Annotated in this window: 23 protein-coding genes, 2 tRNA genes and 3 pseudogenes; 17 read left to right on the top strand and 11 right to left on the bottom strand. The window is 43.1% G+C overall.

The genetic code is table 11. The features are described 5' to 3' along the window. The 7 genes from ADU37_RS06095 to ADU37_RS06065 are packed head-to-tail and all read left to right on the top strand — an operon-like array spanning position 1 to position 6737. Positions 1–663 carry a KH domain-containing protein gene (locus ADU37_RS06095; protein WP_058946766.1) on the top strand — a complete coding sequence of 221 codons (663 nt, stop codon included), beginning with the start codon at positions 1–3 and terminating at the stop codon, positions 661–663. Beyond that, a complete protein-coding gene (gene top6B, locus ADU37_RS06090; protein ID WP_058946765.1) occupies positions 650–2353 on the top strand; it encodes a DNA topoisomerase VI subunit B in 1704 nt (567 codons plus the stop codon). The genes ADU37_RS06095 and top6B overlap by 14 nt, the downstream gene beginning before the upstream one ends. Further along, complete coding sequence (locus ADU37_RS06085) at positions 2346–3491, top strand: DNA topoisomerase IV subunit A (RefSeq protein ID WP_058946764.1); 1146 nt, start codon at positions 2346–2348, stop codon at positions 3489–3491. Before top6B ends, ADU37_RS06085 begins: the two co-directional genes overlap by 8 nt. Beyond that, a complete protein-coding gene (locus tag ADU37_RS06080; protein WP_058946763.1) occupies positions 3488–4735 on the top strand; it encodes a DUF530 family protein in 1248 nt (415 codons plus the stop codon). Before ADU37_RS06085 ends, ADU37_RS06080 begins: the two co-directional genes overlap by 4 nt. Positions 4736–4740: 5 nt before the next feature. Then, positions 4741–5130: a DUF1699 family protein gene (locus tag ADU37_RS06075; protein ID WP_058946762.1), complete on the top strand. Its 390-nt coding sequence runs from the start codon at positions 4741–4743 to the stop codon at positions 5128–5130. A gap of 2 nt (positions 5131–5132) precedes the next feature. Further along, a complete protein-coding gene (locus ADU37_RS06070) occupies positions 5133–5897 on the top strand; it encodes a DUF4129 domain-containing protein (protein WP_058946761.1) in 765 nt (254 codons plus the stop codon). Between the two features lie 42 nt (positions 5898–5939). Then, positions 5940–6737 carry a GTP cyclohydrolase IV gene (locus ADU37_RS06065; protein ID WP_058946760.1) on the top strand — a complete coding sequence of 266 codons (798 nt, stop codon included), beginning with the start codon at positions 5940–5942 and terminating at the stop codon, positions 6735–6737. Between the two features lie 38 nt (positions 6738–6775). Here the strand turns inward: ADU37_RS06065 and ADU37_RS06060 are convergent, their stop codons facing one another. Beyond that, positions 6776–7474 (bottom strand): acetate--CoA ligase family protein, encoded by a 699-nt coding sequence (locus ADU37_RS06060; RefSeq protein ID WP_058946759.1) that lies wholly within the window; start codon positions 7472–7474, stop codon positions 6776–6778. A 133-nt stretch (positions 7475–7607) separates the two neighbouring features. Here ADU37_RS06060 and ADU37_RS06055 point away from each other — a divergent pair, with 133 nt between their 5' ends. Beyond that, entirely contained in the window at positions 7608–8924 is a 1317-nt protein-coding gene (locus ADU37_RS06055) for a DUF4139 domain-containing protein (RefSeq protein ID WP_058946758.1), read from the top strand. Here the strand turns inward: ADU37_RS06055 and ADU37_RS06050 are convergent. The 3 genes and pseudogenes from ADU37_RS06050 to ADU37_RS10990 all read right to left on the bottom strand — a co-directional run. Further along, the gene (locus ADU37_RS06050) at positions 8921–9154 is read right to left on the bottom strand and encodes a hypothetical protein (protein ID WP_058946757.1); all 234 of its coding nucleotides are present in this window, start codon (positions 9152–9154) and stop codon (positions 8921–8923) included. The genes ADU37_RS06055 and ADU37_RS06050 overlap by 4 nt on opposite strands. 69 nt (positions 9155–9223) lie before the next feature. Then, positions 9224–9301, bottom strand: a tRNA-Lys gene (locus tag ADU37_RS06045). 47 nt (positions 9302–9348) lie between these two features. Further along, positions 9349–9707 (bottom strand): annotated as a pseudogene (locus ADU37_RS10990) (IS6 family transposase); the annotation flags it as partial. A 95-nt stretch (positions 9708–9802) separates the two neighbouring features. Between ADU37_RS10990 and ADU37_RS06040 the strand changes: the two are divergent. Both ADU37_RS06040 and ADU37_RS06035 read left to right on the top strand, forming a co-directional pair. Then, entirely contained in the window at positions 9803–10420 is a 618-nt protein-coding gene (locus ADU37_RS06040; RefSeq protein WP_058946756.1) for a TIGR00296 family protein, read from the top strand. 380 nt (positions 10421–10800) lie between these two features. Further along, entirely contained in the window at positions 10801–11808 is a 1008-nt protein-coding gene (locus ADU37_RS06035; protein ID WP_058946755.1) for a hypothetical protein, read from the top strand. Positions 11809–11813: 5 nt separating this feature from the next. Here the strand turns inward: ADU37_RS06035 and ADU37_RS06030 are convergent, their stop codons facing one another. Further along, positions 11814–13166: an RsmB/NOP family class I SAM-dependent RNA methyltransferase gene (locus tag ADU37_RS06030; RefSeq protein ID WP_058946754.1), complete on the bottom strand. Its 1353-nt coding sequence runs from the start codon at positions 13164–13166 to the stop codon at positions 11814–11816. An 81-nt stretch (positions 13167–13247) separates the two neighbouring features. On the opposite strand from ADU37_RS06030, the gene ADU37_RS06025 reads away from it, so the two are divergent. After that, positions 13248–15572 (top strand): DNA-directed DNA polymerase, encoded by a 2325-nt coding sequence (locus ADU37_RS06025; RefSeq protein ID WP_058946753.1) that lies wholly within the window; start codon positions 13248–13250, stop codon positions 15570–15572. Here ADU37_RS06025 and ADU37_RS06020 read toward each other — a convergent pair. Together ADU37_RS06020 and ADU37_RS06015 are read right to left on the bottom strand one after the other, a co-directional pair. Beyond that, positions 15562–16134 carry a dephospho-CoA kinase gene (locus tag ADU37_RS06020; protein WP_058947639.1) on the bottom strand — a complete coding sequence of 191 codons (573 nt, stop codon included), beginning with the start codon at positions 16132–16134 and terminating at the stop codon, positions 15562–15564. The two genes, ADU37_RS06025 and ADU37_RS06020, sit on opposite strands and share 11 nt — an antisense overlap. Before the next feature lie 41 nt (positions 16135–16175). Continuing rightward, positions 16176–18350, bottom strand: coding sequence for an ATP-dependent DNA helicase (locus tag ADU37_RS06015; protein ID WP_058946752.1), 2175 nt, complete (start codon positions 18348–18350; stop codon positions 16176–16178). A 58-nt stretch (positions 18351–18408) separates the two neighbouring features. Between ADU37_RS06015 and ADU37_RS06010 the strand changes: the two genes are divergently transcribed. Continuing rightward, positions 18409–18996, top strand: coding sequence for a hypothetical protein (locus ADU37_RS06010; RefSeq protein WP_058946751.1), 588 nt, complete (start codon positions 18409–18411; stop codon positions 18994–18996). Here ADU37_RS06010 and ADU37_RS06005 read toward each other — a convergent pair. From ADU37_RS06005 to ADU37_RS10985, 3 genes and pseudogenes are all read right to left on the bottom strand, one after another. Then, the gene (locus tag ADU37_RS06005) at positions 18963–19937 is read right to left on the bottom strand and encodes an ABC transporter ATP-binding protein (RefSeq protein WP_058946750.1); all 975 of its coding nucleotides are present in this window, start codon (positions 19935–19937) and stop codon (positions 18963–18965) included. The genes ADU37_RS06010 and ADU37_RS06005 overlap by 34 nt on opposite strands. Positions 19938–19946: 9 nt before the next feature. Continuing rightward, positions 19947–20924, bottom strand: coding sequence for an ABC transporter ATP-binding protein (locus ADU37_RS06000; RefSeq protein ID WP_058946749.1), 978 nt, complete (start codon positions 20922–20924; stop codon positions 19947–19949). After that, a pseudogene (locus tag ADU37_RS10985) lies at positions 20917–21165 on the bottom strand (ABC transporter permease); the annotation flags it as partial. The pseudogene ADU37_RS10985 and the gene ADU37_RS06000, both read right to left, overlap by 8 nt. A 349-nt stretch (positions 21166–21514) precedes the next feature. On the opposite strand from ADU37_RS10985, the gene ADU37_RS05990 reads away from it, so the two are divergent. The 5 genes and pseudogenes from ADU37_RS05990 to ADU37_RS11630 all read left to right on the top strand — a co-directional run bounded on the left by ADU37_RS05990 (position 21515) and on the right by ADU37_RS11630 (position 24485). Further along, entirely contained in the window at positions 21515–22837 is a 1323-nt protein-coding gene (locus ADU37_RS05990; protein ID WP_058946747.1) for an RNase J family beta-CASP ribonuclease, read from the top strand. A 4-nt stretch (positions 22838–22841) separates the two neighbouring features. Then, the gene (locus ADU37_RS05985; protein ID WP_058946746.1) at positions 22842–23867 is read left to right on the top strand and encodes a polyprenyl synthetase family protein; all 1026 of its coding nucleotides are present in this window, start codon (positions 22842–22844) and stop codon (positions 23865–23867) included. Between the two features lie 80 nt (positions 23868–23947). Beyond that, positions 23948–24024 (top strand) — tRNA-Thr (locus ADU37_RS05980). A 70-nt stretch (positions 24025–24094) separates the two neighbouring features. After that, positions 24095–24166 (top strand): annotated as a pseudogene (locus ADU37_RS11635) (hypothetical protein); the annotation flags it as partial. A gap of 46 nt (positions 24167–24212) precedes the next feature. After that, positions 24213–24485, top strand: a complete 273-nt coding sequence (locus ADU37_RS11630; RefSeq protein WP_058946745.1) for a winged helix-turn-helix domain-containing protein — start codon at positions 24213–24215, stop codon at positions 24483–24485. 18 nt (positions 24486–24503) lie between these two features. Here the strand turns inward: ADU37_RS11630 and ADU37_RS05970 are convergent, their stop codons facing one another. Next, positions 24504–24953: a universal stress protein gene (locus ADU37_RS05970; RefSeq protein WP_058946744.1), complete on the bottom strand. Its 450-nt coding sequence runs from the start codon at positions 24951–24953 to the stop codon at positions 24504–24506.

The following is a 24953-nucleotide window of genomic DNA, read 5'->3' as shown; positions in this document are numbered from 1 at the left end:
ATGGATGGGTTTGAAGAGAAGCTGAAAAAGTATGAGTATGTAGACAAAGAGGGAGAAAAAAAGGAGTCCTTTGAAATTGAAGAGTTTGAGGCCTTAGGCGAGCAGGAAGAGTTTGTGAGAATTCCTAAAGAGAGAATTGGAGTGGTTATAGGGAAAAAGGGCGAGACAAAGAAAAAGATTGAAGAGGCAACAAAGACCAAGATAGAGGTAGACAGTCAAACAGGGGAGGTATTTATCACTTCCACAGAAAAAACTGACGATCCTCTGGCGGTATGGAAGGCGAGAGATATTGTGTTGGCTATTGGAAGGGGCTTCTCTCCAGAGAAGGCATTCAGACTGCTTAATGAAGGTGAGGTTCTTGAAGTCGTTGACCTGACAGATGTTGTTGTAGGGAATGAGAAGAATGCCCTTCCAAGGGTTAGAGGGAGAATAATTGGTAGGAAGGGCAGGACGAGGGAGATAATCGAAGAAATGAGCGGAGCGGATATAAGTGTCTATGGAAAGACCGTCGCTATCATTGGAAATCCAATTCAAGTCCAAATAGCCAAAACTGCTATTGAAAAGCTCGCCAAAGGTTCCCCCCACGGAACTGTTTATAAATATCTTGAAAGAAGAAAAAAGGATTTAGAGCTTGAGGGGGGCATGTATTATGGCGAATTCTGAAGCAGAAAAGCTGTTTAAAGAGTTTAAAATCCAGAGTGTCAGTGAATTCTTTAGAAGAAATGCCGCAATGCTTGGCTATACTGGAAAACTGCGCTCCTTTACGACTCTTATCCACGAAGCGGTAACGAACTCTTTGGACGCTTGCGAGGAAGCTGGTATCCCGCCTTACGTTAGAGTCGAGATAGAAGAACTTGGAAATGAGCACTATAAAATAATCGTTGAAGACAACGGCCCTGGAATTCCAGAAAAGTTCATAGCACACGTCTTTGGTAAAATGCTCGCTGGTACAAAGGCTCATAGAAACATTCAAAGCAGGGGTCAGCAGGGTATCGGTATTAGCGGTGCCGTGATGTTTGCCCAAATCACCAGTGGAAAAGCCACCAGAGTTATAACTTCTACTGGTGGTGATGAGATAATAGAAGCTTGGGTCGGCATAGATGTGGAAAAAAATGAAGGAAAAATTTTCAAAAAGATAAAACACCCAAACCCTACGGGATGGAGGGGAACGAGGATAGAAATGGAAGTTAAGGAAGTTCGTTACATCCGCTCCAAGCAGGGTCCTTACTGGTATCTTAAGCTTACCGCGATAGCCAATCCTCACGCCCATATCGAACTTATAGAGCCCGATGGAAAGTTGATAGTCTTTCCGAGAAGCAGTGAAGAAGTTCCAGAGCCTCCGGAGGAAATGAAACCTCACCCAAAGGGAGTAATGACAGATGACGTTTACAGAATGGCCAGAAGAACGACAAAAACAACAGTGAGGACTTTTCTTATAGGAGAGTTTTCAAGAATAAGCGACAAAAAAATAGACGAGCTTGTAAAATATATAACTGCATTGAGACTTATAAAGGAAGAAGAGGATCAGAATGTCAGGGAACAACTCCTAAAGAGGCTCGCTGATGGAGAAGTTGATGGAATAATTGCAAGTTTTGGAGGAAAAGGTAAAAAAGTTCTCAGAGAAGTCAGAAAAATCATGGAAAAGTCTCCGGATAAGCTCACTTGGCACGAGGCTGAAGAGATTGTAGAGGCGTTTAAGTACATGACATTTTTAGCTCCACCAACCCATGGATTAAGACCAATCGGGGAGAAGAACATAGAAAAAGGACTTTTAGGAATTTTGAGGCCAGAGTTCGTAACCGCTGTGACAAGACCTCCCAAAGTATACCGTGGTGGAATTCCTTTCCAAGTAGAGGTGGGCTTGGCATTTGGGGGAGAGCTGGGCAGTGATTTTGACCTTCTTAGATACGCTAACAGGGTTCCCCTGCTCTTTGATGCCGGTTCATGTGTTATAACCTCTGCGGTAAGAAATATCGATTGGAAGAGATACAGAGTGGATGATCTCGAAAGAACGCCGCTGGTGCTTTTGGTTAATGTAGTCAGTGTGCACGTTCCCTACACCTCTACAGGGAAGCAAAGCGTGGCGAGTGAAGAGGAGATATACGAAGAGGTAAGACTCGCTGTAATGGAAGTTGCAAGACGACTTGCCAAGTATATTGGAGGAAAACACCGCAAGCTCTATCAGGTGAAAAGAAGAAAAACGTTTGAGAAGTACGTTCCAGAGATAAGCAGGGCTTTGAGCATTCTAACCGGAGAGCCTGAAGATACAATAAAAACTCTTCTGATAAAGATTATCGAAAAGAAATTTGAAACCATAGAAGAAAAGCCACTGGAGGCTGAGGAGAATGCTTAAACGTGAAAAACCTAAGGAACGCTTCAGTTACAATCCTAAAAAAGTCCTTGAAAAGCTTGAGGAATTTGGAAAAGAAGTTCTCGAAGAACTAAAAGTAGGCAGAAATCCCTTTATAGATGTTCCTACAAGAGGCCTCAGCAACGTTTATTTCGATGAAAAAGATCGCTTAATTAAGATGGGCAACAAAACCTCAAGGAGGTATCTCTTCCACGTTGCCCATGCCAGGAGATTTATGCAGACGCTCTTGATAGCGGCATACATAAAGAGATTGGTTGCTGAGGGCAAGCACGCAAGCTTGAGAGAAGCCTATTATGCAAACAAACACACAATCCCCGGTACGAAGGAAAACACCTTCGAAGATCAGAGCGAGAGCGATCCCATAATAGAGGACTTGGAGAGAATGTTCGGTGTTTTAAGGGAAGAGATGCACATAACTGCGGACAGAAGGGGATACGTTTACGGGGATATCGTTATTAAGGATGGGGAAGATGAGTTCAACGCCTCGAGGCTCGGCATGGGTGGATGGGCGGTTCCAGGAACGGTGGAGCACATAGAGTTTCCAGAAATTAACGTGGATTACGTCCTTGTGGTAGAGACTGCCGCTATGGCGGACAGGCTTATAGAAGAAAAGTATCCAAAGAAAGAGAAAGCCCTCATAGTTGCCACTCAAGGACAGGCTTCAAGAGGCGTTAGGAGGCTCATCCACAGGCTTCACTACGAGGAAGGTTTGCCGATAATTGTCTTTACCGATGGTGACCCTTATGGATGGTACATCTACTCTACAATCAAGCAGGGGTCAATAAACCTGGCTTACCTTAGCGAAAAGCTTGCAACGCCAGAGGCAAAGTTCGTTGGCATGACGATGGACGACATCAAGAAATACGGTCTTGAAAACGTTACAGAAAAACTCAAGGGAATTCCGCCGAACAAGAAAGGCGGCCCAACCGGGGATTACAAGCGTATTATAGAGGAGATGAACTACCCGTGGTTCCAGAACAAGGAATGGCAGAGACAGCTTAAATTGGCACTCGATTGGGGGGTTAGGATTGAACAACAGGCATTAGCAAACAAGAGTTTGGAGTTCGTTGCGAGAAAATACCTCCCCGAAAAAATTGCCAATGAGGAACTCCTGCCATGACGACAACTGAAGAGCTTATAGCACAGATAAACAGGATTTTGGACGACATAAAGATAAACATGGGCAGGTTATTTGAGAATTTCGACCCTCTTTATTTAGCTTTTAATTTAAACCGCAATCTTGCCTTCCTTAAAGATTTGGAAGAAGAGCTTTCCCGTAGAGTTAGCGAGGCTCTCTCTTATACAATGTCAAGTAAAAGGGAGCGGGATCCCCATATCAGAAGAATCCTGCTGAGAAATCACTACCGCATGTTGACCCTTGAACGGCTTAGGACAGCAATAACAGCCCATAAAATTGCCCTTGCCACAATAGAATCCAGTTACACCTTTTACAAAGGGAAGAAAATTATTGAAGTTAAAGACATAACCAACAAAGAAGAACTCGATTCAATAAGAATCTTTGAAAAGCCCATTAAGCTTGGAAGAATGGAGATATTGCCTCATTTGGCCTACTCAGGTGATGTTCTTAGAATTCTGGGACAAAAAAGCAACAAAACCAGAGATACCTTTAAGGAAATAAAGTCCAAGCTCAAGGAAAAAGGCCAAATTCAAAAAAAGGGAATGAGAATAGAGGTAGAATACTGGCAGGGAGGAAGGTTAAAGAAAGAGAGAGTTGAGCTTCCTGTAGATGCCGATATAGACGGAGAACTCAAAAAGCGCTTTGGCCAGAAATTTAGGTGGAGACTCTTAACCTACGTGAAAACTAAGGGGGTATTGATAAACAGTCACTATACCATAGATAATCTCTCACTCGCTTATGCTTCACTGTATCCGGAAGACGGGGCCAGAATTCTTGCCTTAGACTTATTCAGATATTATTACCTAACCTCTGAAAAGGAGAGGGAAACTATTGGCCTCTATCCTCAGATGAGGCCTTGTATAGACTGCCATTACTCAATTTTCGATCTGCCGTTTATGGATGAACCAGAGTTCCGTACCGGGTTTGGTAGCATGCTTATTATCAAGAAATGTGAAGTTGAGACCCTCTTAAGCGGGAAGAGGAGCGAGATTTCGAATATTCCCAACTACCTATTGGGCGGAGTTGTTCTGTATGGGGTTAGCCCCTTTGATGAAGAAAAAGTGAGCAAGCTACTTGGGATAGATGAAGAAGAACTCAAAGAAGCTATAGAGAAGTTCGTACTCTCTGGCTTACACATGGTGCTATTTGAAGATACAAACAAATTTGAGAAGTTTATGCCAAAGAGTGATAAGGCAAAACAATTTTTGGAGCTCCTCCAAGGGTGAGAAGAATGAGGGTTGAGATAAAGGCGAGAAATAATGATGAGCTTTTAAGAAAAATAGAGGAGAAGCTTAATAGGGATGCTTCTGAGGTTTACATAAATCTCAGGCCGACCAAGATAGTCCTTGTGAAGATACTTGAGAGGGCTCCAAATGTGAAAGTCATTGGCTGCCCTCCGAGCTTGTACCCAAAGGTCTCCAAAAAAATCATCAAAGCACTTAACCAAATGGGAATTAAGCTTGTTCCTATGAACCACGCCCGAGGAAGACCTAAAAAGTATGATCCGGCTACATTAAAGCTTATTGAAGAACTCATTAAAAGCGGAAAAACGCCCAGGGAGATAAGTGAAGAACTTAACATTCCTCTGAGAACTGTCTACTACATAATAAACGGGCGGTAAGGATGAAGGGATTGCTCCCATTTTTGCTTATGTTGTTGCTCTTTGCCGTGCTCTTTAGGGCTACTGTGGAACATGGACAAAGCACCTTCAACATCGAGGTGGTTTACATCCTCTGGGCAGTCCTTTTCTTTGGACTTCTTGCCTATTCAGTGTGGTTTCTTTTCGAGAAGGGCATTCCATTGCAGTCAGTTAAAAAAAGAAAGCGAACAAAAGGAGATTATCTCCGAGAGCTTGTACTTATTCTGGCGATTGTGATAGCCCTAAGGGCTCTTTTCAGCAGAAGGGTTGAGCCTTATAGGGGCGTTCAAGCGCCTATAATAAAATATCCAAAGTTGGGCTTTTTTAACGATACTTTCAAAATAACCTATGAACCCCTTCCAAGCTATGCTTATCTTGCCCCAATTTTTGTTTTTGTCCTTATCCTTGTTCTTCTTTTCGTAACTAGAGGAAGGAAACCGGAAAAACTTGAGGTTGCCAAATTTGATCCTGAGGTAACCTTTGACTCTATTGAGGGAAGCCCAGAGGAAAGAATAATCAAAATGTACAAAAACGTCGTTGCGGGGTTAATAAGGAAAGGTTATCCCTACCAAAAAAGCTGGACTCACTGGGAGCATGAGGACAAGCTGAGGGATATTTTTGAGGACTTGGAGGATTTGGATAAACTTACCCGCGTGTTTGAAAAAGCAAAATACGGTTATCGACTCAACGGGGAAGATATTACTGTGGCAAAGGAAAGTTACGAGAAGCTTATGAGATTTTTGAGATAAGTTTAAAAGAACCGATTAGGTTCTCCTAATGGAGGTGAGAAAATGTTCGAGACTCAAGAAGAGATTCCAGAGATCAAAGAGAGACTTCACAGAGTTGGCATAACAAACTTGAGAACAATAGCGAGAATAAACTGGAAAGGCAAGCTTTACACCTTTATCCCGACATTTGAGGTAACGATAGACGTTCCTGAGGAAAAGAAGGGCATCCACATGAGCAGGCTTGTTGAAAGCATCACCGAAACGATGAGTGAGGCCGTTGAGGAGGAGGTAAGAGAGGCTCACACTTCTCTTGAAGAACTTGGTCTCGCGGTGATAAAGAGGTTGGAAGGAAAGCATCCCCATAAGAGGGCTGAAGTGTGGATTAAAACACAGCTTATCATGGAGAGGGAAACACCTGCCAGCAAAAAAATCAGCCTTGAGACATATGACGTTGAGGTTGGGGTAATAAAAGAGCCCGGGCAAATTGAGAAGGTTTTAAGGGTGAAGGTAATTGGAAACACAGCATGTCCACACGCGATGGCCAACAATCAAGGGAAAACCCACATCCAGAGAGCGGTTGCGACACTCGAAATAAGAACAGACTACAATGAGGAGATAGCCCTGGAAGATATGATAGATGTGGTGGAGAGCTCTTTTAGCTCCCCGACATATACCTTATTGAAGACCGTTGATGAAAATGCTGTTGTTCAGAAAATGTACTCAAATCCCAAATTCGTGGAGGATGTTGCGAGGGAGATAATATTTAAGGCAAAGCAGAAATTTAAGGGCAGAATTCACGTAAGAGTTGTGAGCCATGAGAGCATACACAAGCATGATGTTATAGCTGAAACCTGGTATTAACCTTTTCCCTTTTTTAGGTTATTTAAAAAGAAGAGAAATCAAAGGAGCATTCTGGCATCAACTGCAACTGCACTGTCTTCGTAAGCGAAGATGGGGTTTATGTCAAGTTCCTTGATCTCTGGAAGCTCCAAGGCTAATTCTCCAACTTTGACAATTATATCGGCAAGGGCTTCAATGTCAACTGGCTTCTCTCCTCTTGCTCCGGCAAGGATTGGGTAAGCCTTTATTTCTTTGATCATCTCAAGGGCTTCATCTTTGCTTATTGGAGCAACCCTAAAGCTCACATCCTTGAGAATCTCGACGAATATTCCACCGAGACCAAACATCACCGCGGGTCCAAACTGTGGGTCTCTTATCATACCAACGATAACTTCCTTGCCAAGGGGGAGCATCTTGTACACTATAACTCCCCAAAGATCTGCATCGGGCTTGTAGTTTTTGGCGTTCTCCATAATAGTTCTGAAGGCTTCTCTAGCCTCTTCGTCGTTCTTAATGTTGATCTTAACACCACCAGCGTCGCTCTTGTGGATAATCTGTGGAGAAACTATCTTCATAACAACTGGATAGCCTATTTCTCTTGCGAATTGAACAGCCTCTTCCTCATTTCTTGCAACCTTAAAATCCGGAACTGGAATGCCGTAAAGCTTGAGGATTTCCTTTGCCTCCGGTTCCACAAGTGGTCTGTTCTCAGCTTTTGCCTTTTCGATTATTTCCCTAGCTTTTGCAACTCTATCCATCTCTACCACCTCGATTATAGGGATGACAGTTTCAGTTATGTTGACAATGTTAAAAGTCTTTCCATTTCGAATGTGATTGAAGCTGTCGATTCCTATAAATAGAGTGAGGTTGATATCTCCTTGGGTGATTGAAATGAAGCGAAAAATTGTTGGAGGAGTTTTGGTGATTTTTGTTCTTCTAGCCATGATTGTATTCCATCAAACGAAAGCTGAAGAGGGCCACACTGCACTTGCACTTTATGATTCAGCCAGCATTGGAGTTGTGGAAAAGACCATTCAACTTGAGCTGAAGAAAGGCATAAATGAAGTTCCGCTGGAGATGCTTAAAGGACTTCAAATTAATGAGGTTACGCTGAAGCCTCTTGATGGGAAGGCGAAAGTGCTTGGATTGGTAAGTAAAGAGCTCAAAGGAAAAGATCTGATCGAAGCCAATATTGGAAAGGAGATAACAATAAAACTGAAAAGCGGAGAAACAATAGGTGGAAAATTCCTGGGATACAAAGACGGAAAGATAGCAATGCAAGGAGACGGTTATTATTTGATAAGTCCAGAGGAAATAGCCTATATGAAGATGGCCTCAATCGGTGAAGAAAGTACCGCGGATGTTTATGCCATAGTAAACGCTGAGGAGGATGGAAAGTACTTCTTTAAGCTCATCTACCGGGTTGGAGGAATAGGCTGGAGCTCAAGGTACAAGCTCTACCTAAGTGACAAGGCAGAGTTTTACGGCTACATCATACTCGACAATCCCACAAACAAGAGCTTTGAAAACGCTGACGTCCTTCTTGTTTCTGGAGATGTGCAGTTTTATCAGCCTCCCCAAGCGGTTATTGAGAGGTACTATACGTTAGAGGTTGCCAAAGAGGTACCTCAGCAACCGATTCAGGAGACAAAACTGGAAGCCTTTTACCTCTACAAACTCGGGACTATTGACATAGAGGCATTTGAGAAAAAGCTCATCCCTTACATCTACCAGGAGAGCGAGTTTACGCGGGAGTACCTCTATGAAAGCCATCCCTACGGTGGAAGTCAAGATGTTTATGAGATTATCTCCCTAAAGACGGGTGAAGTTCTTCCCAGAGGTGTTGTGGAAATCTACAAAGAAATGGAGGACAAGAACGTTTTAATTGGAGAGCAGATGATAGATCACACTGCAAAAGGCGACATTTTGAGGCTTAAATTAGGCAGAGATGTGGACCTAAAAGGAAAAACGGAAGTGCTGGAAGAAAAGCACGGGGAAAGATATTCCTACTATAAAATCAAAGTCACGATAGAAAACTTCGGCAAAGAGAGTAGGGAAGTAATTGTCAGACACTACAAGTGGCGTGGAAAAATCTTGGAAAGCTCGGTGAGTCCAATAGTAGAGACGGCCAACTACGTGGAATTCAAAGTAACGGTTAATCCTGGAGAAAAGGAAGAAGTAACCTTTGACTATGAAGTGAGCTATTAAAGCTTTCTCAAGAGGATTTCGTAGCTCTTTTTTTCTTTTACTATTTCCAATACGAGGCTCTTCTCATAGTCCAGGAACCTTGTGCTCTTTAAAGTGTATCCTTCCTCTTTCAAATGGTTCATTATGCTCAATCCAAGATCTCCGAAAAGCTCCGCTGCCATCGTGGCAAAACTCGGTTCCTTTATGCCCAGTTCAACATGATATTTTTTAGCCAGCTCAAAAACATCCATGCTATCACCCGTTAAGATAATTGGTATTCAAAACTTTAAGCTCTTTCGATTCTTAGAAAAGTTGTTAAGTGGCGGGCCGGACGGGATTTGAACCCGCGACCACCGGGTTAAAAGCCCGGTGCTCTAACCAGGCTGAGCTACCGGCCCTCGATAAGTTAGGGATTACAATGCTCTTATAAATTTTTTGGTTTTAAGTCCCTGACGGTCCACCAGTTTCCAAGGGTTGCAATCCAGACTGCTAAAACCTCCTTGCTCTCAACGTCAATTGCAGCCCAGAGAACTCTTCTCTCCCGTTGATTTTTGTTATTGTTTCCTCAACTGCGATGAAGTTTCTCTGTTTTTTCACTCCAAGGATTTTTTGGCCGGTAGATTGCTTCCGCTATTTTTTGAACTGTTTCGGCTCTTGTGTGGCTTATTTCGAGTATTCTGGAGACTTGCGGTAGCTAAGGCCTTGCAATAATTCTACTGCTTTGATTTTCTTTTCTACTGGAATTTTGTTGGGGTGAAGGGGTTTTAAGGGAGTAACATAGTAAATAATGGTTTCAGCCTTCATGTCCCCTTCTTTTTAAACCCGACACTCCAATGCTTATCCTGACAGTGTCGAAAGCCTTATTTTGTCTAACTAACAAAAGAATGTCGGTGAGAGACATGTATAAGATAAAAGATGAGTGGGGAGAATTTCTGGTAAAGCTCGCCAGAAAAGCCATAGAGGAGTACCTGAAGTCTGGTAAGGAAATAGAACCTCCTAAGGACACTCCTCCCGAATTGTGGGAAAAAATGGGGGTTTTTGTAACTCTCAACAGATCGAAAGTTCCCCCTACGCAGGCATTAAGAGGATGCATAGGTTTTCCATATCCAATATATCCCCTGGTAAAGGCGACCATAAAGGCCGCAATCTACGCAGCCGTCGACGATCCACGATTTCCCCCGGTGGAATTGGAGGAACTGAAGGATTTAAGGATAGAGGTTAGCGTTCTAACCCCTCCGGAGCCCATAGAGGGGTCTCCCCATGAGAGGCCCAAGAAAATAAAGGTAGGAAGAGATGGGCTCATAGTTAAAAAGGGAATTTACAGTGGGCTTTTGCTTCCTCAAGTTCCCGTCGAATGGGGATGGGATGAAGAGGAATTCTTGAGTGAAACATGCTGGAAGGCAGGCCTTCCACCGGACTGCTGGTTGGATGAAGACACAGAAGTTTACCGTTTTACAGCGGAGATTTTTGAGGAGGAGTATCCCAACGGGCCTGTGAAGAGGAAACCACTTCTATAACATTGTCTATTTTACTGTATCCTCTTTTTGGGATTTTTGTTGAATTTAAAAAGGGCTGTTTCGTAGATAGTTAAAAGTGGAAAGTCTGTTGAAGTTCGTAGGGCGATTTTTTTAAATAGTTTTGAGTTGTAATTTTAATGATGTGGTAGTCTCCGATATGTGGGGTTGTTAAGCCCGAATGGAGACTGCCGAAAGCCCTGAAGATGTGGGGAGTTTCCGTTCCCCCCGAAAGCCACCCGATGAAACCAGAGGGTGGAAGCCTACCCGTTACGAAATTAACACCCTACACACACTTTACGGGTAGGCAGAACGGTAATGACCAATTACCTATATAGTATTCTTGCCCAAACACCATAGTGATAAGTCGGGGGTCTTAAGTTATGAAAAAAGTTTTAGGGCTTTTAGTCGTTTTCTTGTTTGTTTTGAGTAGCCTTGGCTTTTCTGCAGCCCAAGGACCCACAGGAAAGAAAGTGCTAATACTGAAGAACGTAGATGCATGGAATTCTAATGCAAATGAAGTGGTATTGACTGAACTTGGAGTCCCATATGATGTTATGACCGCTGCTCAGTTAAATTCCTTAACTGCTTCTGATTTAATAAATACCTACGACATGATCTTAATTGCAAGTGATCAGAACCAGCAGTTTTACGATGATCTTGGTCCGCAGATGCCAAAGCTTGAAGAGTTTGTAAAGGCAGGAAAAGTGCTCCACGTTCATGCGGCTAACTGGGGGTGGCATGGAGGGCTTTGGACAACTTCACTTCCAGGTGGGGTTTCAATTACAAGAAGCTACTCTAATTACGATTACATTATCAAGAACGGAACCTGGCTCTACAGCACCTACGCAAGCCATGGTTATTTAATCAACGTGCCAGCAGGTGCGGAAATAGTTACCGTTCAGGGAGATGGTACTACTCCAGATTACAACAGACCAAGCACAATAATATATCCCCTCGGACGTGGTAGTGTTTTAGCTACTGGGCTTACATTCGAATACAGTGTTAGGTATAGAGGGATGGAGTGGAGGGACTTTCTTAAGAAGCTCATAACAGAGAATTTGGAGTATACCTCCAAAAAAGAGGGACCAAAAGTGGTTGAGAAGCAATTTAACTATATAATATGGAACTTCTTCTACTACAGACAATACCAGAAAACCACAGAAGAGTTTAACTTACTCCATGGCAGTCCCGAGGCAGGTGAACTAGATAATGAAACTTTAGAAATGGCTCTCCACTGTAAAGCACTTGCTGAAGAATATTTTGCAAAAGCCGAAGAAAATGGACCAATACTTCAGAATTTAAACAGTATTAAGGTGTTCATAAACCTGAGGAAAGCATATTTCCACGTAAGAGATGTGGTTGGTGTTCTTGAGGAAGGAATTGGTTAGTTCCTTTATTTTTTCAATTTTGCGATGAAAAAGCTGTTACAGTCGTGTAAATGGGTAAAACTCCTAAAAACCTTATCCCCAATCTCAGTGAACCCCTTCTCTCCCCATGAGAATGGATAATCGAGGAGTTCAAATCCTACCTTATTTATGGCGTACTTTATGTTCTCCTCGTTTTCATCGACTCTTATTGAGCACGTGGAGTACGTCATTTCCCCGCCTTCTCTTAGATTTTTGTAAGCGTTTCTTATCATAGCTTTTTGGACTTGAATGACTTTTTTTATCTTTTTTTCATCAAAGCGCCATTTGACCTCTGGGAACTGCCTGTATGTTCCGGAAGAAGAGCAGGGAGCGTCGAGAATTATCTTGTCAAATGGCTCTTTATCTTTAAATTTCATCCCATCTGCGTGCACAAGTTTGACGTTTTTGACGCCAAGAACTTTCATTTTTGCCTTCATTTTTTGGAGCCTTTCAAGAGAATAATCAACGGCAATTATCTCTCCGGTGTTTTCCATTAAGTGAGCTGCGTGGAAGGTCTTGCTTCCAGGTGCAGCGGCAAGATCAAGAATACGCTCCCCTCTCTCGGGAGCAAGGACATGGGCAACATAAGCACTCGCAAGGTCTTGAATAACAAAATGGCCCTCCTTATACCAATCCAAGCGGGTTATAGGTGTTTCGTACTCTAAGACCTTTAGGACATCATCAACTGGAGTTCTTGCAGTTCTAACACCATGTTCTTCCAAATACTCCTCAAGCCTATCTATGTCCGTCTTTAGCGGGTTGACCCTTACATAGTACCTCTGTGGTCTGTTGTTGCTCAGCAAAAGTCTAACTGCACTTTCATAGCCGAGAAGGTCAATTACGTATTCAACATACCAACGTGGATGGGAAAATTTTACGCTTAGATACTCTACCCTATCCTTCTCTTTAAGCTTTTTTAGAGCTTTTTCCAGATCGAATTTTTCTGCCTCTCTGAGAACAGCATTTACAAATTTTGCTCTGTTTAAGTCGTATTTTTCCTTTACGACTCTAACCACCGAATCCGTGGCTATTGCTGGATTAACACCCTTAAACTTCATTTCAAATATTCCAATCCTGAGAAGATTGGCAAGATAAAGGTCGAGATCCTCGATTCTGGTTCCTTTGAGGAGGGAGTTTGCAATAAAATCTATTTTCTTCCTCCATTTTTCAATTTCAAAAACGTAAGCATGAGCTAAACCTCTCGCCCTTTCTCTGTCCTTCCCGCTAACTCTCTTGAAAACTCTCTCCAAAGCATTTTTTGATGAAAGCTCACGCTCCTCTATGAGGGTCAGTACATCTGCAATGAGTTCGTGAAGGGTTATTCTGTAGAACAACTCCATGACTTTCGATTTGGGGGGAGGTTTAAAAATTTGGCGGAACTTTTATTTAATTTGAATTCCACTCTATATCTGGTGGTATCTATGATACTGGACACTGATTACATAACAAAAGATGGTAAACCTATAATCCGAATTTTTAAGAAAGAGAACGGGGAGTTTAAAATAGAACTTGATCCCCATTTTCAGCCCTATATATATGCTCTTCTCAAAGATGACTCCGCTATTGAGGAGATAAAGGCAATAAAGGGCGAGAGACATGGAAAAACCGTGAGAGTGCTCGATGCAGTGAAAGTCAGAAAAAAATTTTTGGGAAGGGAAGTTGAGGTCTGGAAGCTCATTTTCGAGCATCCCCAAGACGTTCCGGCTATGAGGGACAAGATAAAAGAGCATCCAGCTGTTATCGACATTTACGAATATGACATACCATTTGCCAAGCGTTATCTCATAGACAAGGGCTTGATTCCTATGGAGGGAGACGAGGAGCTTAAGCTCCTCGCCTTTGACATTGAAACGTTTTATCATGAGGGAGATGAATTTGGAAAAGGCGAGATAATAATGATTAGTTATGCCGATGAAGAAGAGGCCAGAGTAATTACGTGGAAGAACATTGATTTACCGTATGTCGATGTTGTATCCAATGAAAGGGAGATGATAAAGCGCTTTGTTCAGGTTGTTAAAGAAAAAGACCCGGATGTGATAATAACCTACAATGGGGACAATTTTGATTTGCCGTATCTCATAAAACGGGCAGAAAAGCTGGGGGTTCGGCTTGTCTTAGGAAGGGACAAAGAAAATCCCGAACCCAAGATCCAGAGAATGGGGGATAGCTTCGCTGTAGAAATCAAGGGCAGAATACATTTTGATCTTTTCCCAGTTGTGCGAAGGACTATAAACCTTCCGACGTATACGCTTGAGGCAGTTTATGAAGCAGTTTTGGGAAAAACCAAAAGCAAATTAGGAGCGGAGGAGATAGCCGCTATCTGGGAAACAGAAGAAAGCATGAAAAAACTGGCCCAGTACTCAATGGAAGATGCAAGGGCGACTTATGAGCTCGGAAAGGAATTCTTCCCCATGGAAGCTGAGCTGGCGAAGCTGATAGGTCAAAGCGTGTGGGACGTCTCGAGATCAAGCACCGGCAACCTCGTGGAGTGGTATTTGTTAAGGGTGGCATACGCAAGGAATGAACTTGCGCCAAACAAACCTGATGAAGAGGAATACAAGAGACGTTTAAGAACAACTTACCTGGGAGGATATGTAAAAGAGCCAGAAAAGGGTTTATGGGAGAACATCATTTATTTGGATTTCCGTAGCTTGTATCCCTCAATAATAGTTACCCATAACGTATCGCCGGACACTCTCGAAAAAGAGGGTTGCGAAAATTATGATATTGCTCCGATAGTAAGCTATAGGTTCTGCAAGGACTTTCCGGGCTTTATTCCCTCCATACTCGGGGACTTAATTGCAATGAGGCAAGAGATAAAGAAGAAAATGAAAGCTACAATTGACCCAATCGAAAAGAAAATGCTTGATTATAGACAACGGGCCGTTAAATTGCTTGCAAATAGTTATTACGGCTACATGGGGTATCCTAAAGCGAGATGGTACTCGAAGGAATGTGCCGAAAGTGTTACCGCGTGGGGGAGGCACTACATAGAGATGACGATAAAAGAAATAGAGGAAAAATTTGGCTTTAAAGTTCTTTATGCAGACACCGACGGGTTTTATGCCACAATACCCGGAGAAAAGCCTGAAATCATTAAAAAGAAAGCCAGAGAGTTCCTAAATTACATAAACTCCAAACTTCCAGGTCTGCTTGAGCTTGAGTATGAGGGCTTTTACTTGAGGGGGTTCTTTGTTACAAAAAAGCGCTATGCAGTCATAGATGAAGAGGGCAGAATAACAACAAGGGGCTTGGAAGTAGTAAGGAGGGACTGGAGTGAGATAGCTAAAGAGACTCAGGCAAAGGTTTTAGAGGCTATACTTAAAGATGGAAGTGTTGAAAAAGCTGTAGAAATTGTTAGAGATGTTGTAGAGAAAATAGCAAAATACAGGGTTCCACTTGAAAAGCTTGTTATCCATGAGCAGATTACCAGGGATTTAAAGGACTACAAAGCCATTGGCCCCCATGTGTCGATAGCAAAAAGACTTGCCACAAGAGGGATAAAAGTGAAACCAGGGACAATAATAAGCTATCTCGTTCTCAAAGGAAGCGGAAAGATAAGCGATAGGGTAATTTTACTTACAGAATACGATCCTGAAAAGCACAAGTACGATCCAGACTACTACATAGAAAACCAAGTTTTGCCGGCAGTACTTAGAATCCTTGAAGCATTTGGATACAGGAAAGAGGATTTAAGGTATCAAAGCTCAAAACAAACCGGCTTAGATACATGGCTCAAAAGGTAGCTCTGCTGCTTTTTAGTCCAAGTTTCTCCGCGAGTTCCTCTATTTCTCTTTTGTATTCTGCTATGTGGTTTTCGTTAACTATCAAGTAATCCGCTAAAGCTATGACATTCCCAATTCCAAACTTGAGCTCTTTCCAGTCTCTGGCCTCAAACTCACTCCATGTTTTTGGATCGTCGCTTCTCCCTCTTCTGCTAAGCCTCTCAAATCTTTTTCTTGGCGAAGAGTGTACGGCTATTATGATTATCTCTTCTTCTGGAAAAGCATCTTTAAACGTCTGGATTTCCTCCAGAGACCTTACTCCATCAATTATGACTGCCCTGTGCTTCTTTAGTAGTTCTTTTACCTTTGGGATTGTTAATTTTGCCACGGCATTGTCCCCAAGCTCCTGCCTAAGTTGAATGCTCACACTGTTCATTCCCTCTGGAGTCCTGGGGATTCCCCTTTTATCAGCTTCTTCCCTTACAATATCTCCCATAGAAACGTGAGGCACTCCATACTTACCAAAAATTTTCACTATCTGGCCTTTTCCAGAACCGGGCATTCCTACTATACAGATTATCATTGCCCACACCCATCTAAAGCTAATTGATTTAAAAAGGTTGCTCATTTGAAAAACTCATCTAACGTTCCTCCTCTTGCTTTTTTCTTTGCCTTGACTTTTGGGAGTTCCACTCCAAAGTGTTGGTATAGCTTTTCCAAGATTCCAACTCCAATTCCCTCCACCTTTAAGAGTTCACTGGGCTTTGCTTTTACGATGTCTTCTATGCTCTTAAATCCTGCATTGTATAGAGCTCTTGCTCTCTTCCTGCCTATCATTGGAAGGCTTGTAAGCTCAAGAAGCTCCTCTCTAACTCCATATTTCACTCTTAAATGAAGCTTCTTTAAGAAGTCTAAAATCTCTTTTTTGGGGCTGGAAAGCTTGTATAACTCAATTAGGGAATACATGAGCCAATCCGCCAACTCCAGTATTCTGTAAAGATCTCCGGTGTCTATGTCATAGGTTTCCAAGATTCTCGCTTCGGGGACTTCATTAATCCAGTCAAGGAGAAGTTTTGCCGTTTTTACCTCTCCAAGGAACTTCTCAAATTTGTAGTCTTCCCAATAGGGGATGTTTTGGTAAAGATAGCCCTCCATCTCATAGGCATAGTCGAGGATATCCTCCTGTTCTCTGTGCCTTATCCTTAGAGAAACCATATCCGGGGTGGAAGCCAAAAGCTGGAAAATACCCAGTGCATTTGGGTTTTCTTCAAGCTTCTCAAAGGCATCTTTGAACTTTTTAGCCGTTAACGGGTCGAGATACAGCTGAGAAGTTCTTATTCCAAATGGGAGCGGCATGAACTGGTCGTTTAGATCAATATCGATGAACTCGTTCTCAAGCAGAAAGTAGACTATGTCCCTGGCCTTTCCTTCAAGGGTTTCAAGGTTCTTCCGCTGGTGATAGTAGAAGGTCTTCTCCAAGAATTCTATTAGCTCTCTGAAGTTTTTAACTCCGAAGTTTGTTATTAGGGCAAGGATTTGGCTCCTGAAGGAGGCCTCATTTGAGAGCATTGAAAAGAGATTTTCCGGCTTTCCAAAGATGTATCTCTTCATCAGGTCCTCTGGCCTTTCGGTCTTTGCAATTATTATTGCCTGCCCCTCTTTGTCGTATTTAGGTCTCCCTGCCCTTCCCATCATCTGCTGTACCTCCAAAACGGGAATGTCACTCCATCCGAAGTTTGAATAGCGCTTTGTGTCCCTAATTATGACACGGTACGCGGGCAAATTTACGCCAGCGGACAGGGTCGGGGTGGCTGTAATCACCTTTATAAGCCCTTCTCTAAAGGCTTCTTCCACAATGGAGCGCTCTTCTCTTCCCAAGCCTGCATGGTGAAATGCTACCCCTTTCTTCAGAGCCTCTTTAAGTTTCTCATTTGTTGGAGTGCTCTCAAGTTCATCCGCTATTTGCCTTAGCTTCCTCTCTTCAGGCTTGCTTAAAAATCTCTGAACTTTTCCCCCTAATAGAAGGGCTTCTTTTTCGGCACTTCTTCGGGTATTGACAAAGACGAGCACCTGTTTGTCTTTTTTTAAAGCGTCAATAACGAGAGAATCCCACTGGCTTGGGAATTTTTCAATACTCCCATCTTCCCAGAAAAGCTGTCCATGGTGAAAAACACCCCTTTTTAGGCTTACGGGGCGCCATTCACTCACCACCAGCTCAGCATTTAACCACTCCGCAAGCTCTTCGGCATTTCCAATTGTTGCACTCAGTCCTAAAATCTGGGCTTTATCCCTTAAGTGAGCGAGAATCATCTCCAAGGTAGCCCCTCTGTCATATGAGCCGAGAAGATGAATTTCATCCGCAACTATAAGCTTGACATCCCTTATCCATGGAGACTTGTGGCGAAGCAGAGAGTCAAATTTTTCTGATGTTGCTATTATAATGTCATATCTCCCAAGCCACTCCTCTGCACTGTCGTAATCCCCAGTTGTCACTGCTATCCTAATTCCAAGCTTTTCCCAGAACTTGAATTCCTTGTACTTTTCCTCGGCAAGTGCCTTTAGGGGGACAAGATATACTGCCTTTCCCCCCTCACAGAGAATCTTGTTTATCATCACTATTTCCGCAACAAGGGTCTTTCCAGAGGCAGTAGGGATGGCTAAAATCAAGTTACCTCCGCTGAGCACCTTAGTTTTCAATGCCTCTGCTTGAGGGGGATACAGCTCTTCTATACCTCTCTCGCGTATCAGCCCTATAACTCTCTCATCGACTCCCAGTGATTTAAGTTCCTCTACCTTCATACCCATCAGCCCAAATAAAAGAAAAGCGTTTATATAGCTTTTTGAAATATTAAGCCTCATGAGGATTGAGGTGCCGTATCTCGTTTTCGAAGTAAAGGGAAGACGCTTTATGCTAGACGCCTACTTTTCCAGAAAAGTTGAGAAAGCAGAACACATCAGTGTCCTTATAAGGAAATTTGAGGGCAATCTCCCAAAAGATGCAGAAAATCCACTTCCAAAGCTGATTGATGAAGAAACTATTGAGGAACTCCTTAAGACAACCTTTGAGAGAATATACGAACTTTCAGGAAGAAGGCTTGACGAGAGACTCAGACATATACGGAAGTGGAATGTTCTCAGGATTCTTGGAATTCCTAGCGGATTTCGAAGACATAAGGAAAAAGATGAAGCACTTGCAAAAGAAAATCGAGAAGCATTATTGGCACTCTCTCTTCTTCAAGAGGTTTTAGGGGTTAAAAATCCGATTGAGCTTAGGGATATAAAATTGCGACCAGTAGAATGGAGGTACTACACAATTGAGCTTAGAGGGGATGAAATATATAACGAAAAAGGGGAAAAAGACCCCATTTATACAGAGCTTTTAAAGCGAGATAATGGGTTTAGGCAAGCACTCTATGCCTTAGAGTACAGCCAGCAGGCCACGTAGTGATCTTGCTCCACTTCCACTAATGGTGGTTCTTCCTTCTTACAAATCTCCTTTGCATATGGGCATCTCGGATGGAATCTGCATCCTGATGGTGGATTTATTGGACTTGGCGGCTCGCCAGTAATCTTTTGTCTCTTTGCTTTTAGTTCCCTAGCAAGCTCAGGGTCGGGAACCGGGATTGAGGAGAGCAAAAACTGGGTATACGGATGCAAGGGGTTTTCAAATATTCTTTCTGCTGGACCAACTTCCACGAGCTTTCCAAGGTACATCACTCCCATTCTGTGGCTCATATACTTGACTACACCAAGATCGTGGGAGATGAAGAGATACGTAAAGCCGAACTCCTGCTGAAGGTCTTTTAAGGTGTTTAGGATATTTGCTTGTACTGATACATCAAGTGCTGAAGTGGGCTCATCCAACACGATGAATTCTGGTCTTAGAGCGAGCAACCTTGCTAATGCAATTCTCTGTCTCTGCCCACCGCTAAACTCGTGGGGATAACGATAGAGATGCATCTCGTTAAGACCTACGCTTTCAAGCAACCTTATTACGAACTCTTCCGGGTCATCTACATGAATCCCATGAAATCTCACTGGTTCCATTATAATCTCGAATACCGTTTGTCTCGGATTTAGGGAAGAATAGGGATCTTGGAACATTATTTGGGCTTCTCTGCGGAATTGCTGGAGTTCATCCCCTTTAAGTTCTATCACGTTTTTCCCCTTGAAGATTATTTCACCACTTGTTGGTTCTATAAGGCGGAGGATCGTTCTTCCGGTGGTTGTTTTCCCACATCCGCTTTCCCCAACTAAACCGAAGGTTTCTCCCCTGTATATCTCAAAGCTTATGTCGTCAACCGCTTTAACGTACCCTTTGGTGAAGAATAACCCTTTAACTGGGAAGTATTTCTTCAGATGTTTAACCTCAAGTACTTTCTCCATGTTCTCACCTCAGTAAAGGTGGCATGCAACAAAGTGCCCATCTTCTATTTCAACCAGCTCGGGAACCTTCTGCTTACACACTTCCATAGCATACGGGCATCTCGGATGGAATCTGCAGCCTCCTGGGGGAATTATCAAGTTAGGCACTGTACCGGGAATAGCTTCTAGGCGTTCAATCTTTGTCATTGGGTTTGGAACGGCTTTTAATAGTCCTTTGGTGTAGGGATGGAGGGGATTTTTGAAAATTTGCTCTACGCTCCCTATCTCCACTATTTTACCCGCATACATCACTGCTACTCTGTCGGCAGTTTCAGCAACAACACCCAAGTTGTGGGTAATTAGTATAACCGTCGCGTGATACTTCTCTTTTAGACTGTCTATTAAATCCAGAATTTGGGCTTGAACCGTAACGTCTAAGGCTGTTGTAGGCTCATCTGCAATGAGGATCTTTGGATTGTTTGCAATTCCGGTCCCAATAACAACTCTCTGCTTCATTCCTCCACTTAATTCGTGCGGATAGTTGTGCACTCTTTTTTCTGGATCCGGGATTAAAACTGCTCTTAACATGTCTACAGCTCTTTTAATTCCCTCTTTTATGTTTTTAACTTTCCCGTGAACCTCCATAGCTTCTGCTATTTGGTAGCCCACGGTGTATAGCGGGTCAAGAGAAGCGTGAGGGTCTTGGAAGATGTATGCTATTTCATTTCCTCTTATTTCCCTTATTTCTTCTTCACTGAGCTTTAGCAGATCAATGGGTCCTTTTTCTGAGTGATAAATAACCTCACCATTTACTATTCTTCCAGGGGGTTCTATCAATTGAGTTAAAGCTCTTGATGTGACGCTTTTCCCACATCCGGTTTCCCCTACGAGTGCAAAAGTTTCCCCCTTATAGACATCAAAGGATACGTTTTCAATGGCCTTTACAATTCCGGCGTAGGTGTAAAAGTGAACGGTTAAATTTCTAACTTGGAATATTGGTTCAGGCATTTTCCTCTCCCCCCTTCTTGCTCTTCTTAACTTTGAACTCTATGCTTCTTCTTGTCTTTGGATCTAGGACATCTCTGAGACCGTCTCCGAGGAGGTTCCATCCAAGGGCAACGAGCATGACTATGAGACCTGGGTAGAATACCAACCACCAGGCTTTTGGGAAGTACTGTGCCCCATCATAGACTATTCTACCCCAATCGGCAATTGGGGGTGTCGCACCCAGCCCTAAAGTTGAAACTCCAATTAAGGCAAAAATTCTAACTATCGTATCCACAATACTATTCCTCTTTAGGGCGGAAATCAGCCCAAGAGGAATTCCAATGATGAGTGTGAATAAAAACGCTATTATAGCCAGTTGAAAAGTGACAGGGAACCTATCTCTAATATCTTTGGAATGCTTTTTTAAACTTATGAAAACATCACATTTTGAGGGGATACCGGTTAGGATAATAAGCTGGATGGGCAATTAAGAACTTTCTCCTGACAGTATCAACCCCAAAAAGCTTAGCTTTTTAAACCCCACCTTCGATTATTACTTAGCTCGGCCTTATGCTCGTGAGAGCTTAGAGGTCAAACAAGGAGGAACTAAAATGATAAAAGTTTACACACTGGGCGGTTACGAGGAAGTAGGAAAAAACATGACTGCCGTTGAATATGAAGGAGAAGTTGTGATTATTGACATGGGAATCAGGCTTGATAGGGTTCTCATCCATGAGGACGTTAATTTTCAGCAGATGAGTTCGAGGGATTTAAGAAAGTTGGGTGCAATCCCCGATGATTCCCCCCTCAAAAACAAAAAAGTCGTTGCCGTTGCACTTTCTCATGGCCACTTAGACCACATAGGAGCTATAGCAAAGCTTGCTCCTCACTATCCAGATGTTCCAATCTACGGAACCCCTTACACAATAAAGCTCGCAAAGGGAGAGGTGAGGAGCGAGCAGTATTTTGAGGTTACAAATCCAATGTATGAGACCCAGTACGGGGAGATTGTTCAGGTTAGCGAAAATTTGGCTATAGAGTTTGTTCAAATTACCCACTCAATCCCGCACTCCTCGATGGTGGTTATCCATACGCCCGAAGGTGCAGTGGTTTATGCGTGTGATTATAAGTTCGACAACCACAACCCCCTTGGAGAGAAGCCGGATTACAAGAGACTCAAGGAAATAGGCCAGGAAGGAGTAAAAATTTTGATACCAGAATCCACAAGGGTTGCTGAGGAAACAAAAACACCAAGTGAAGCCTCTGCAAAGCTTCTCTTGGAGGACTTTTTTTACTATGAGGGTATGGAGGAGAAAGGGCTAATCGCCACAACCTTTGCTTCCCACATAGCCCGTCTGCAAGAGCTGATAGAGATAGCGAACAACATGGGCAGGCAGGCGGTTTTGGTAGGTAGATCGCTTGCAAAATACACAGGCATAGCAAAACAGCTTGGTCTAATAAAGATGAAAGGGGCAAAAGCTGTGAGAAGCCCAAATGCTGTTCAAAAAACACTCAGAGAGGTTTCTCAGGCCAAGGAGAACTATCTCCTAATAGTCACAGGGCACCAGGGTGAACCGGGGGCAGTGCTTACAAGGATGGCTAATGGGGAACTCTATGACATCGGAAAAGATGACACCGTTGTGTTTTCGGCTGGAGTTATCCCGAATCCGCTAAACATAGCCCAACGCTATGCCCTTGAAACAAAGCTCAGAATGAGAGGAGTGAGAATGGTTAAAGATTTACACGTCTCAGGTCATGCGAGCAGGGAAGATCACAGATATTTGATTAAGCTTTTAAATCCAGAGAATATAATCCCCGCCCATGGAGAGTTTAGGATGCTCACCCATTATGCTGAGCTTGCCGAAGAGGAAGGGTATCTCATCGGAAGGGACGTTTTTGTGTCAAGAAACGGTTACAAAGTCGATGTGAGGTGATAGAATGAAGTTTGACCCACTATTTAAAGCACTAAAAGAAAAGGCCAAGGTCGTCGATGAGGCTATTTTCGAGCTTATACCCGAAAAGGAGCCCAAAGTTCTTTATGACGCTGCAAGACATTATCCTCTCGCGGGAGGAAAGAGGGTTAGGCCGTTCATAGTCTTAACCTCTACTGAAGCTGTTGGTGGAAACCCAGAGAAGGCCGTTTACGCGGCAGCGGCTGTAGAGCTACTCCATAACTATTCCCTCGTTCATGATGACATAATGGACATGGACGAAAAAAGAAGGGGCAGACCAACAGTTCATAAAATTTGGGGAATAAACATGGCAATTTTAGCTGGAGATTTGCTATTTTCGAAGGTTTTTGAGGCTGTGGCAAAGATACCTGTCAAGGCTGAGAAGGCTGTAAGGGTTCTGGATGTCATTGCAAAAACATCAAACGAACTATGCGAAGGCCAGGCAATGGACTTGGAGTTTGAGAACAGGGAAGCAGTCACTATAGATGAGTACATGAAAATGATAAGCCGAAAAACTGGAGCACTTATAGATGCCTCAGCCACGATAGGAGGTATTATTGGGACAGAAAGCGAGGAATACATTAAGGCGTTGTCAAAATATGGAAGGAACATAGGCATAGCGTTCCAGATATGGGATGACGTTCTCGATTTGATAGCAGACGAAGAGAAACTCGGGAAGCCAGTGGGGAGTGACATAAGAAAGGGTAAAAAAACTCTCATAGTTGCACACTTCCTTGAAAACGCAAGTGAAGAAGACAAAGCAGCGTTTTTCAAGATATTTGGGAAATACGCCGGTGATGTAAAGGGAGAGGGGATAATAGAGGAGGACGTTCAAGAGGAAATCAAAGAAGCAATTGAACTCCTCAAAAATTATGGAAGCATAGACTACGCTGCAAAAGTTGCAAGAGAACTGGCAGATGAGGCAAAGAAAGCACTAAAAATACTCCCAGAAAGCGAGGCAAGGAAACAGCTTGAGCTGTTGGCAGACTTCATAGTGGAGAGGGAATATTAGCCTTCCATCTATGTCTTTTTAATTTGAGAACTGATTGAGCGAAAAGTTTATATATGCAATTTTGGCTTCTTTCTTTCGGTGCCCCGGTGGCTCAGCCTGGTGGAGCGGCCGCTTGGTAAGCGGCAGGTCGCGGGTTCAAACCCCGCCCGGGGCTCCAATAAAATACTCTTTTGAGAAACGTACCACAAAGAGTTAAAACACTCGAATTATATTTTGGTTTGATATTCATGAGCACCAGAGAAAGAATTTTGGACTATGTCACAAAGAATCCGGGAATAACCTTTCGCAAATTGGCCCAAGAACTCAACATAGGGATAGGAAACCTACAATATCACCTACGGCATCTTGAAAAAGAGGGAAATTTCAAACGAAAGCCAAAGAAAGATACTCCTTTTACTTGCGGAAGGGGACAAAAACCAGAGCGAAATTGCAGAAAAGCTCAACTTGACCCCCTCTACTATAGTTTCTCATACAAAACGGCTCGAGAGATTGGGGATTATTGATGAGGTGCATGTGGTTACAGGCCCGTTCGATATAATCGGGAAGGTTCACATACCCCTCACCAGAATGGCGCTACTTAGCTTAAAAGAAGAAGTTGGATGGCATCATAGAGGTTAAATATCTCGAAGCTAAAGACTAGCGCACTATCAAGAGTGGAGGCTTCACGTTGCCAGCTATCTCTTCCAGCAAACTCCCTATCCTCGTTTTTCCACTCTTCCCGTAAGCCCCCATTATTACAAGTGAATACTCCCCGCTGTTTGCTTCTTCAAGGATTTTATCCTTCGCAATCCCTTCGACAATCTTTATGGAACAGTTCACTCCCTCTTCTCGGCAGAACTTTAGCATTTCGCTCATAACATCTTGAATGTCTCTTTTCATGTTGTTCCAGATTTCCTCTTCAAAACTGCGCACTTTCTCAAAGTCTCCTTGTCTTGCTCCCAGGTTGAATGCAACTGCCTTGGCTTCTCTCCTATCCAAAACAGAAAACAGCACCAATTTTGCGTTCTTTTTCTTGGCAACCGCAACTCCATGAAGAGCTGCCTTTTGACTCCACTTCGAGCCGTCTACCAACACGAGTATTTTCAT

The organism is Thermococcus sp. 2319x1 (assembly GCF_001484685.1).
Classification (GTDB): domain Archaea; phylum Methanobacteriota_B; class Thermococci; order Thermococcales; family Thermococcaceae; genus Thermococcus_A.
This window is presented reverse-complemented; position numbering and strand designations above follow the sequence as displayed.

Bases quoted from the DNA above. Each gene is read 5' to 3' on its own strand.
- ADU37_RS06095 (WP_058946766.1), top strand. From the start codon at position 1: ATGGATGGGTTTGAAGAGAAGCTGAAAAAGTATGAGTATGTAGACAAA.
- top6B (WP_058946765.1), top strand. From the start codon at position 650: ATGGCGAATTCTGAAGCAGAAAAGCTGTTTAAAGAGTTTAAAATCCAG.
- ADU37_RS06085 (WP_058946764.1), top strand. From the start codon at position 2,346: ATGCTTAAACGTGAAAAACCTAAGGAACGCTTCAGTTACAATCCTAAA.
- ADU37_RS06080 (WP_058946763.1), top strand. From the start codon at position 3,488: ATGACGACAACTGAAGAGCTTATAGCACAGATAAACAGGATTTTGGAC.
- ADU37_RS06075 (WP_058946762.1), top strand. From the start codon at position 4,741: ATGAGGGTTGAGATAAAGGCGAGAAATAATGATGAGCTTTTAAGAAAA.
- ADU37_RS06070 (WP_058946761.1), top strand. From the start codon at position 5,133: ATGAAGGGATTGCTCCCATTTTTGCTTATGTTGTTGCTCTTTGCCGTG.
- ADU37_RS06065 (WP_058946760.1), top strand. From the start codon at position 5,940: ATGTTCGAGACTCAAGAAGAGATTCCAGAGATCAAAGAGAGACTTCAC.
- ADU37_RS06060 (WP_058946759.1), bottom strand. From the start codon at position 7,474: ATGGATAGAGTTGCAAAAGCTAGGGAAATAATCGAAAAGGCAAAAGCT.
- ADU37_RS06055 (WP_058946758.1), top strand. From the start codon at position 7,608: ATGAAGCGAAAAATTGTTGGAGGAGTTTTGGTGATTTTTGTTCTTCTA.
- ADU37_RS06050 (WP_058946757.1), bottom strand. From the start codon at position 9,154: ATGGATGTTTTTGAGCTGGCTAAAAAATATCATGTTGAACTGGGCATA.
- ADU37_RS06040 (WP_058946756.1), top strand. From the start codon at position 9,803: ATGTATAAGATAAAAGATGAGTGGGGAGAATTTCTGGTAAAGCTCGCC.
- ADU37_RS06035 (WP_058946755.1), top strand. From the start codon at position 10,801: ATGAAAAAAGTTTTAGGGCTTTTAGTCGTTTTCTTGTTTGTTTTGAGT.
- ADU37_RS06030 (WP_058946754.1), bottom strand. From the start codon at position 13,166: ATGGAGTTGTTCTACAGAATAACCCTTCACGAACTCATTGCAGATGTA.
- ADU37_RS06025 (WP_058946753.1), top strand. From the start codon at position 13,248: ATGATACTGGACACTGATTACATAACAAAAGATGGTAAACCTATAATC.
- ADU37_RS06020 (WP_058947639.1), bottom strand. From the start codon at position 16,134: ATGATAATCTGTATAGTAGGAATGCCCGGTTCTGGAAAAGGCCAGATA.
- ADU37_RS06015 (WP_058946752.1), bottom strand. From the start codon at position 18,350: ATGAAGGTAGAGGAACTTAAATCACTGGGAGTCGATGAGAGAGTTATA.
- ADU37_RS06010 (WP_058946751.1), top strand. From the start codon at position 18,409: ATGAGGATTGAGGTGCCGTATCTCGTTTTCGAAGTAAAGGGAAGACGC.
- ADU37_RS06005 (WP_058946750.1), bottom strand. From the start codon at position 19,937: ATGGAGAAAGTACTTGAGGTTAAACATCTGAAGAAATACTTCCCAGTT.
- ADU37_RS06000 (WP_058946749.1), bottom strand. From the start codon at position 20,924: ATGCCTGAACCAATATTCCAAGTTAGAAATTTAACCGTTCACTTTTAC.
- ADU37_RS05990 (WP_058946747.1), top strand. From the start codon at position 21,515: ATGATAAAAGTTTACACACTGGGCGGTTACGAGGAAGTAGGAAAAAAC.
- ADU37_RS05985 (WP_058946746.1), top strand. From the start codon at position 22,842: ATGAAGTTTGACCCACTATTTAAAGCACTAAAAGAAAAGGCCAAGGTC.
- ADU37_RS05970 (WP_058946744.1), bottom strand. From the start codon at position 24,953: ATGAAAATACTCGTGTTGGTAGACGGCTCGAAGTGGAGTCAAAAGGCA.